Source organism: Carnobacterium sp. AT7 (genome assembly GCF_000171855.1).
GTDB lineage: Bacteria > Bacillota > Bacilli > Lactobacillales > Carnobacteriaceae > Carnobacterium_B > Carnobacterium_B jeotgali.
In genome coordinates this window covers 1-8,287 of the sequence record NZ_ABHH01000051.1, presented here as the reverse complement: position 1 = coordinate 8,287, position 8,287 = coordinate 1, and the positions used below count along the sequence as shown (strand labels likewise).

The window sequence follows — 8,287 nt, the reverse complement described above, 5'->3', positions numbered from 1 at the left end:
ATGGTTTGATTTGTTTTTTGAGCATGGATTTCCAGTTTATGGCACTGAATTAAATGAAGAAGCCGTTTCTTATCGAACTATTGAACCGCAATCGATTTATGGGTTGGTTATGGGAAATGAAGGGAACGGAATGTCAGCTGAATTATTGAAACGAACCACTAAAAATCTCTATATCCCAATTGTTGGACAAGCAGAATCTTTAAATGTCGCTGTAGCAGCAGGTGTAGTAATGTTTAGCTTAACAAAAGCTGAGTAAATAGTGTTGCAAATTTGTGTCAAAAAAATGTACTTTCCTAATATTTCTTTAAGTTTAAGTGGTTCTGCTTTAAAAATAAAGACAGAGCATGTAAGATTGGAACCAGTTAGAAAACATCATAATTTATTAAGGAAAAGGAAGTCGTTTAATGACCGAACCAAAGTGGAAGCAAGATTTAGAATACGTCGCGCTTATTGAGGATTTATTGGAATTCGAAGAAGTAAAAAAACTGAATGACTATACGCAACATCATTTTACAACACGATTAGATCATTCAATTAGTGTATCTTATATCAGCTATTGCATTGCTAAAAAACATGGTTTGGATTTTAGAGCAACAGCTCGTGCAGGATTACTTCATGATTTATTTTATTATGACTGGCGAATAACGAAATTTGATGAAGGCTCTCATGCCTATGTTCATCCTCGTATGGCTTGTGAAAATGCAAAGAAATTAACAGAGCTAAGTGAACTAGAATGCGATATTATTATTAAACATATGTGGTTAGCTACAGTAGCTTTTCCAAAGTATAAAGAAAGTTATATTGTAACGTTTGTTGATAAATATTGTGCAGTGAAAGAAGTGGCCGTTCCATTGACTGGGAAAATGAGAACATCTATAAAAAATGTTTGGGCGCGTTTAAAACCTGCTACAGCTCAATAATAGCAATGTATATAAATAGCTATCTCTTATTCATGAAAATAAATAAAAAGACTAAACCTATTGCAGGTTTAGTCTTTTTTAGCTTCTGTAAGAAGGTTTTTCAATATTTCAGTTCGGATCTCAACTAGTTCTGGAAATTGATAAAAGAAGTTTTGTTTTTTTTGTGCAATTGTTGTGTTGCTTTCTTTAGGAGACAATACAAAGAAAGTCCACGATTCAGCAATGTCCTCTTCAGGATGGGTAACAGCATAAGGTGTCAAAAAATCTTCAGCATGTTCAGTATAAAAGGCATTTTTCGCAGCGGTGTCATTTTGTTTATTAAGCTGTTGCCACTCTTGGTAATAATCAAGCCAGAATTTTTGATAATACAGATTCATATAAGAATCCGTATTACTTTTACCATAAAAGGAAGAATAAGTAGCTTCCTTTTCACCAGTAGTTTTCCAATCGTAATTTGATACCATTTGATCGCTACTTAAAGTGAGGAGATGACCATATTCATGAATCAAAGTATAATAGAAGTTTTTTTCATCTTTACTGTCAGCGTAATCCACGCCAAGCTGCCAAGTATCTCCATTGTAGTCTAATGAATCAACATAGCCTAAAAGATTACTAGCTCCATCAGAGAAAACAGAAAATGATTTAACGTTTGTCCGTAAATCTGTTGGGATGATAGTCGTAAACGATTCCCATAGTTCCTTATGTTGAGAAGTATCCTCAGCATATTTGACTTGATTGGCATTTTTATAATTAATATTTTTAGTAGAAAGAGTATCACCATCAACTTGGTAAGTTACAATAGTAGAATTTTTAATTAATGCGCTCCGATTTTGTTCCATACTAGTACCAGCTTTTTTGTGAGACCCTGATGTAAATTCTAAAGGATTGCCAATCAGCTTTTTGACTTCACTAAGATAACTATCACCTTCCTTAATAATCATTTCTTCGCTAGGTTTTTCAATAGTAGGGTTAATAAAGCCTTGTATTGCTAAGACATTAAATGAAAAATAGCCTAAAAATAGCAAACTACTAGTAAAAATTAAAAAAAGGATTCGTTGCATCGGGTAATCACCTCCGCTAAATTTCTAATTTATCTACCACAAGTTTAGTGAATGTAAATAAGATTGTAAAGTAAAGTCGCCTCCTTAGAGATATAGATAAATGTGGGATAAAACCTTGAAAATAGGCACTTTAAAACGACACAAAAATAATACGTGAAATTTTCAAAAAAAAGATTGTCGAAGCACATCTCAAAGTATATAATAATTCTTGCCGCATAAATTAAATCAAACTATAAAGTGCTTCCTAATCCAGTTGAACTGGGAATGAGAGCGGTTCAATATATGCAGTAAAAAATGAGTTTTAGTTAGGATAGGAGGACGCTTAAATGATAGAGGTAACCTTTACCACACAAAAAGCACTTATTAGAGAAGCGAGTTTAAACGACTTGCCAGAAATGGTTGATATTTATAATAAGGCAATACTCACAGGAGGCATAACTTGTGATATTGATGTATTTACTGTAGAACAAAGAAAATCATGGTTTGAATCTCATCAAACAGAGAAATACCCACTTTTTATCTATGAAGTTGATGGAAAGGTTGCTGGATATAGTCATTTAAGTGGTTACCGAGTTGGTAGAAGAGCCGTAGAACGAGTAGCTGAGATCAGTTATTATGTAAATAGCGATTACCGTAACCGTGGAATTGGTTCAAAATTAGTCGAGCATACCCTTCAACAAGCTAGAGAAATTGGCTATCACAATGTTATGGCTATGATTGTAGAGGGTAATGGAGCTAGTGAATACCTGCTTAGCAAATTTGGTTTCCAGCAATGGGGAAGAATGCCAAAGGTTGCTGAATTTAATGGAGAATTACATGACCACTTATATTATGGAATGAAATTAAACTAAATAGTTGCTTGAAAAAAGTAGACTAGAATGACCCTAAAAAGGAATTTCAGTCTATTTTTTTCAACAATTGAGAATTAAGTAGTTCCTAGTTATATTTTTTGAATAATTAACCTTATATAAAGTAACAGATGAATAGAATGCATAACGACATAAATGTTCGTTTTTGGCGAAGAAAATATCTAATATTTTAAAAATACAAATTAAATGTTTGGAATTGTGAAATATGTTTATTTTATGTAAAAAAATCATTGACGCTATTTAGAATTCCTGTTATATTAATACATGTCGCTGAGACAGGTTGAAACAAACCGGTAAAGCGAGAAACAAAAATTAAAAAAGTTGTTGACAGACGATATCGAACGTGATATTATTAGTAAGTTGTCAAAACGAAACAATCAACTTTAGACCTTTGAAAACTAAACAAAGTAAGACGAACCAAATGTGAGGATGACTCAGCAGTGCTGAGTCAACAGTAACAAAATAGTGAATAATTATTCGCTAGCAATTCAATAATGAGCTTCAAGCATCATTTTATATGAGAGTTTGATCCTGGCTCAGGACGAACGCTGGCGGCATGCCTAATACATGCAAGTCGAACGCTTTAACTTCACCGGGTGCTTGCACCCATCGAAGTTAAGGAGTGGCGGACGGGTGAGTAACACGTGGGTAACCTGCCCATAAGAGGGGGATAACATTCGGAAACGGATGCTAATACCGCATATTTCTAATCGTCTCCTGACGAATGGAAGAAAGGTGGCTTCGGCTACCGCTTATGGATGGACCCGCGGCGTATTAGCTAGTTGGTGAGGTAATGGCTCACCAAGGCGATGATACGTAGCCGACCTGAGAGGGTGATCGGCCACACTGGGACTGAGACACGGCCCAGACTCCTACGGGAGGCAGCAGTAGGGAATCTTCCGCAATGGACGAAAGTCTGACGGAGCAATGCCGCGTGAGTGAAGAAGGTTTTCGGATCGTAAAACTCTGTTGTTAGAGAAGAACAAGGATGAGAGTAACTGCTCATCCCCTGACGGTATCTAACCAGAAAGCCACGGCTAACTACGTGCCAGCAGCCGCGGTAATACGTAGGTGGCAAGCGTTGTCCGGATTTATTGGGCGTAAAGCGAGCGCAGGCGGTTCTTTAAGTCTGATGTGAAAGCCCCCGGCTCAACCGGGGAGGGTCATTGGAAACTGGAGAACTTGAGTGCAGAAGAGGAGAGTGGAATTCCACGTGTAGCGGTGAAATGCGTAGATATGTGGAGGAACACCAGTGGCGAAGGCGACTCTCTGGTCTGTAACTGACGCTGAGGCTCGAAAGCGTGGGGAGCAAACAGGATTAGATACCCTGGTAGTCCACGCCGTAAACGATGAGTGCTAAGTGTTGGAGGGTTTCCGCCCTTCAGTGCTGCAGCTAACGCATTAAGCACTCCGCCTGGGGAGTACGACCGCAAGGTTGAAACTCAAAGGAATTGACGGGGACCCGCACAAGCGGTGGAGCATGTGGTTTAATTCGAAGCAACGCGAAGAACCTTACCAGGTCTTGACATCCTTTGACAATCCTAGAGATAGGACTTTCCCTTCGGGGACAAAGTGACAGGTGGTGCATGGTTGTCGTCAGCTCGTGTCGTGAGATGTTGGGTTAAGTCCCGCAACGAGCGCAACCCCTATTATTAGTTGCCAGCATTCAGTTGGGCACTCTAGTGAGACTGCCGGTGATAAACCGGAGGAAGGTGGGGATGACGTCAAATCATCATGCCCCTTATGACCTGGGCTACACACGTGCTACAATGGATGGTACAACGAGTCGCAAGGTCGCGAGGCCAAGCTAATCTCTTAAAGCCATTCTCAGTTCGGATTGCAGGCTGCAACTCGCCTGCATGAAGCCGGAATCGCTAGTAATCGCGGATCAGCACGCCGCGGTGAATACGTTCCCGGGTCTTGTACACACCGCCCGTCACACCACGAGAGTTTGTAACACCCGAAGTCGGTGAGGTAACCCTTTTGGGAGCCAGCCGCCTAAGTGGGACAGATAATTGGGGTGAAGTCGTAACAAGGTAGCCGTATCGGAAGTGCGGCTGGATCACCTCCTTTCTAAGGAAACTAACGGAAACCCACACATTCGTACTTACTTTGTTTAGTTTTGAGAGGTCTAATCTTCTCAATCTTTTAAATCGTAACACCTTGTTCTTTGAAAACTGGATAAAGTTAAAAATTGTAATTCAAGTAAGAAACCAGAAACACACCGAAAATTTTTAAAAGTAAGTTTTTAAGGTTCTCATCGAAAGATGAGTATTGAAAATTAACGATTAACCATAGGTTAAGTTAATAAGGGCGCACGGTGAATGCCTTGGCACTAGGAGCCGATGAAGGACGGGACTAACGCCGATATGCTTTGGGGAGCTGTAAGTGAGCTTTGATCCAAAGATTTCCGAATGGGGGAACCCAGCATCTTTTATAGGATGTTACTGCTGACTGAATACATAGGTCAGTAGAGGTAGACGCAGAGAACTGAAACATCTAAGTACCTGCAGGAAGAGAAAGAAAAATCGATTCCCTGAGTAGCGGCGAGCGAAACGGGAATAGCCCAAACCAGAAAGCTTGCTTTCTGGGGTTGTAGGACTGAACACATAGAGTCATAAATGATTTTGGTAGGAGAAGCGACCTGGAAAGGTCTGCCGAAGAAGGTAAAAGCCCTGTATCCGAAACCAAATTCACTCTGATCAGTATCCTGAGTACGGCGGAACACGAGAAATTCCGTCGGAATCCGGGAGGACCATCTCCCAAGGCTAAATACTCCCTAGTGACCGATAGTGAACCAGTACCGTGAGGGAAAGGTGAAAAGAACCTCGGAAGAGGAGTGAAATAGCCCCTGAAACCGTGTGCCTACAAATAGTTAAAGCCCGTTAATGGGTGATAGCGTGCCTTTTGTAGAATGAACCGGCGAGTTACGATCCCATGCGAGGTTAAGTTGATGAGACGGAGCCGCAGCGAAAGCGAGTCTGAATAGGGCGAATGAGTATGTGGTCGTAGACCCGAAACCAAGTGATCTACCCATGTCCAGGTTGAAGGTGCGGTAATACGCACTGGAGGACCGAACCCACGTATGTTGAAAAATGCGGGGATGAGGTGTGGGTAGCGGAGAAATTCCAATCGAACTTGGAGATAGCTGGTTCTCTCCGAAATAGCTTTAGGGCTAGCCTCGGAATTAGAATCATGGAGGTAGAGCAACTGTTTGGACTAGGGGCCCTTCTCGGGTTACCGAATTCAGATAAACTCCGAATGCCATTGATTTATATCCGGGAGTCAGACTGCGAGTGATAAGATCCGTAGTCGAAAGGGAAACAGCCCAGACCACCAGCTAAGGTCCCAAAGTTTATGTTAAGTGGAAAAGGATGTGGAGTTGCTTAGACAACTAGGATGTTGGCTCAGAAGCAGCCATCATTTAAAGAGTGCGTAATAGCTCACTAGTCGAGTGACCCTGCGCCGAAAATTTACCGGGGCTAAACATAACACCGAAGCTGTGGATAGAACCATTGGTTCTATGGTAGGAGAGCGTTCTAAGGGCGTTGAAGCTAGATCGTGAGGACTAGTGGAGCGCTTAGAAGTGAGAATGCCGGTATGAGTAGCGAAAGACGGGTGAGAATCCCGTCCACCGAATGACTAAGGTTTCCTGGGGAAGGCTCGTCCTCCCAGGGTTAGTCGGGACCTAAGTCGAGGCCGAATGGCGTAGACGATGGACAACAGGTTGAGATTCCTGTACCAGTTTGTTTTGTTTGAACAATGGAGGGACACAGTAGGCTAAGGAATACGCGCTGTTGGATATGCGCGTCCAAGCAACAAGTTTTGAAGTGAGTCAAATGCTTGCTTCTTTAAGAACAAGTTGTGATGGGGAGGGAAATTAAGTACCGAAGTTCCCGATGTCACACTGTCAAGAAAAGCTTCTAGTTAGAAACAAACTGCCCGTACCGCAAACCGACACAGGTAGTCGAGGAGAGAATCCTAAGGTGTGCGAGAGAACTCTCGTTAAGGAACTCGGCAAAATGACCCCGTAACTTCGGGAGAAGGGGTGCTGACCAATTGGTCAGCCGCAGTGAATAGGCCCAGGCGACTGTTTATCAAAAACACAGGTCTCTGCAAAATCGTAAGATGACGTATAGGGGCTGACGCCTGCCCGGTGCTGGAAGGTTAAGAGGATGGGTTAGCTCTCGGGCGAAGCTCAGAATTGAAGCCCCAGTAAACGGCGGCCGTAACTATAACGGTCCTAAGGTAGCGAAATTCCTTGTCGGGTAAGTTCCGACCCGCACGAAAGGCGTAACGATCTGGGCACTGTCTCAACGAGAGACTCGGTGAAATTATAGTACCTGTGAAGATGCAGGTTACCCGCGACAGGACGGAAAGACCCCATGGAGCTTTACTGCAGTTTGATATTGAGTGTTTGTACAGCTTGTACAGGATAGGTAGGAGCCAATGAAGCCAGGACGCCAGTCTTGGTGGAGGCGTTGGTGGGATACTACCCTTGCTGTATGACCACTCTAACCCACAGCCCTTATCGGGCTGGGAGACAGTGTCTGACGGGCAGTTTGACTGGGGCGGTCGCCTCCTAAAGTGTAACGGAGGCGCCCAAAGGTTCCCTCAGAATGGTTGGAAATCATTCGCAGAGTGTAAAGGCATAAGGGAGCTTGACTGCGAGACCTACAAGTCGAGCAGGGACGAAAGTCGGGCTTAGTGATCCGGTGGTTCCGCATGGAAGGGCCATCGCTCAACGGATAAAAGCTACCCTGGGGATAACAGGCTTATCTCCCCCAAGAGTCCACATCGACGGGGAGGTTTGGCACCTCGATGTCGGCTCATCGCATCCTGGGGCTGTAGTCGGTCCCAAGGGTTGGGCTGTTCGCCCATTAAAGCGGTACGCGAGCTGGGTTCAGAACGTCGTGAGACAGTTCGGTCCCTATCCGTCGCGGGCGTAGGAAATTTGAGAGGAGCTGTCCTTAGTACGAGAGGACCGGGATGGACACACCTCTGGTGTACCAGTTGTTCTGCCAAGGGCATTGCTGGGTAGCTATGTGTGGACGGGATAAACGCTGAAAGCATCTAAGCGTGAAGCCCCCCTCAAGATGAGATTTCCCATCACGTAAGTGAGTAAGACCCCTGAGAGATGATCAGGTAGATAGGTTGGAAGTGGAAGTCTAGCGATAGATGGAGCGGACCAATACTAATCGGTCGAGGACTTAACCAAATTTTTTAAACGGTGTAAGACGGTTTCAGAACGAAAAACGATTTTTAACTTATCCAGTTTTGAGAGAACAACGTTCTCTTGATTGAAATTGTGTGGTGATGATGGCAAGAAGGTCACACCTGTTCCCATGCCGAACACAGAAGTTAAGCTTCTTAGCGCCGATGGTAGTGAAGGGTTTCCCTTTGTGAGAGTAGGACGTTGCCACGCAGATTCAATTAT

The 8,287-nt window shown here is 43.1% G+C and carries 4 protein-coding genes and 3 rRNA genes; 6 read left to right on the top strand and 1 reads right to left on the bottom strand.

What is annotated here, in order from left to right; genetic code table 11:
* Together CAT7_RS11655 and CAT7_RS11650 are read left to right on the top strand one after the other, a co-directional pair.
* The coding region (locus tag CAT7_RS11655; RefSeq protein WP_007725829.1) for a TrmH family RNA methyltransferase at positions 1 to 256 on the top strand (256 nt) is incomplete at its 5' end.
* A 148-nt stretch (positions 257 to 404) separates the two neighbouring features.
* Positions 405 to 920: an HD domain-containing protein gene (locus CAT7_RS11650; protein ID WP_007725827.1), complete on the top strand. Its 516-nt coding sequence runs from the start codon at positions 405 to 407 to the stop codon at positions 918 to 920.
* Positions 921 to 988: 68 nt separating this feature from the next.
* Here CAT7_RS11650 and CAT7_RS11645 read toward each other — a convergent pair whose 3' ends face one another.
* Positions 989 to 1,981 carry a hypothetical protein gene (locus CAT7_RS11645; protein WP_007725826.1) on the bottom strand — a complete coding sequence of 331 codons (993 nt, stop codon included), beginning with the start codon at positions 1,979 to 1,981 and terminating at the stop codon, positions 989 to 991.
* 326 nt (positions 1,982 to 2,307) lie between these two features.
* On the opposite strand from CAT7_RS11645, the gene CAT7_RS11640 reads away from it, so the two are divergent.
* From CAT7_RS11640 to rrf, 4 genes are all read left to right on the top strand, one after another.
* Positions 2,308 to 2,832 (top strand): GNAT family N-acetyltransferase, encoded by a 525-nt coding sequence (locus CAT7_RS11640; RefSeq protein ID WP_007725824.1) that lies wholly within the window; start codon positions 2,308 to 2,310, stop codon positions 2,830 to 2,832.
* Between the two features lie 531 nt (positions 2,833 to 3,363).
* Positions 3,364 to 4,923: ribosomal RNA gene (locus CAT7_RS11635) — 16S ribosomal RNA — on the top strand.
* Positions 4,924 to 5,147: 224 nt separating this feature from the next.
* Positions 5,148 to 8,068, top strand: a 23S ribosomal RNA gene (locus tag CAT7_RS11630).
* 91 nt (positions 8,069 to 8,159) lie between these two features.
* Positions 8,160 to 8,275 (top strand): 5S ribosomal RNA (gene rrf, locus CAT7_RS11625).
* Together the 16S, 23S and 5S rRNA genes form the textbook arrangement of a ribosomal RNA operon.
* Positions 8,276 to 8,287: the final 12 nt, after the last annotated feature.

Excerpts from the sequence above, each read along its gene's own strand:
- CAT7_RS11650 (WP_007725827.1), top strand. The coding sequence starts at position 405 with ATGACCGAACCAAAGTGGAAGCAAGATTTAGAATACGTCGCGCTTATT.
- CAT7_RS11645 (WP_007725826.1), bottom strand. The coding sequence starts at position 1,981 with ATGCAACGAATCCTTTTTTTAATTTTTACTAGTAGTTTGCTATTTTTA.
- CAT7_RS11640 (WP_007725824.1), top strand. The coding sequence starts at position 2,308 with ATGATAGAGGTAACCTTTACCACACAAAAAGCACTTATTAGAGAAGCG.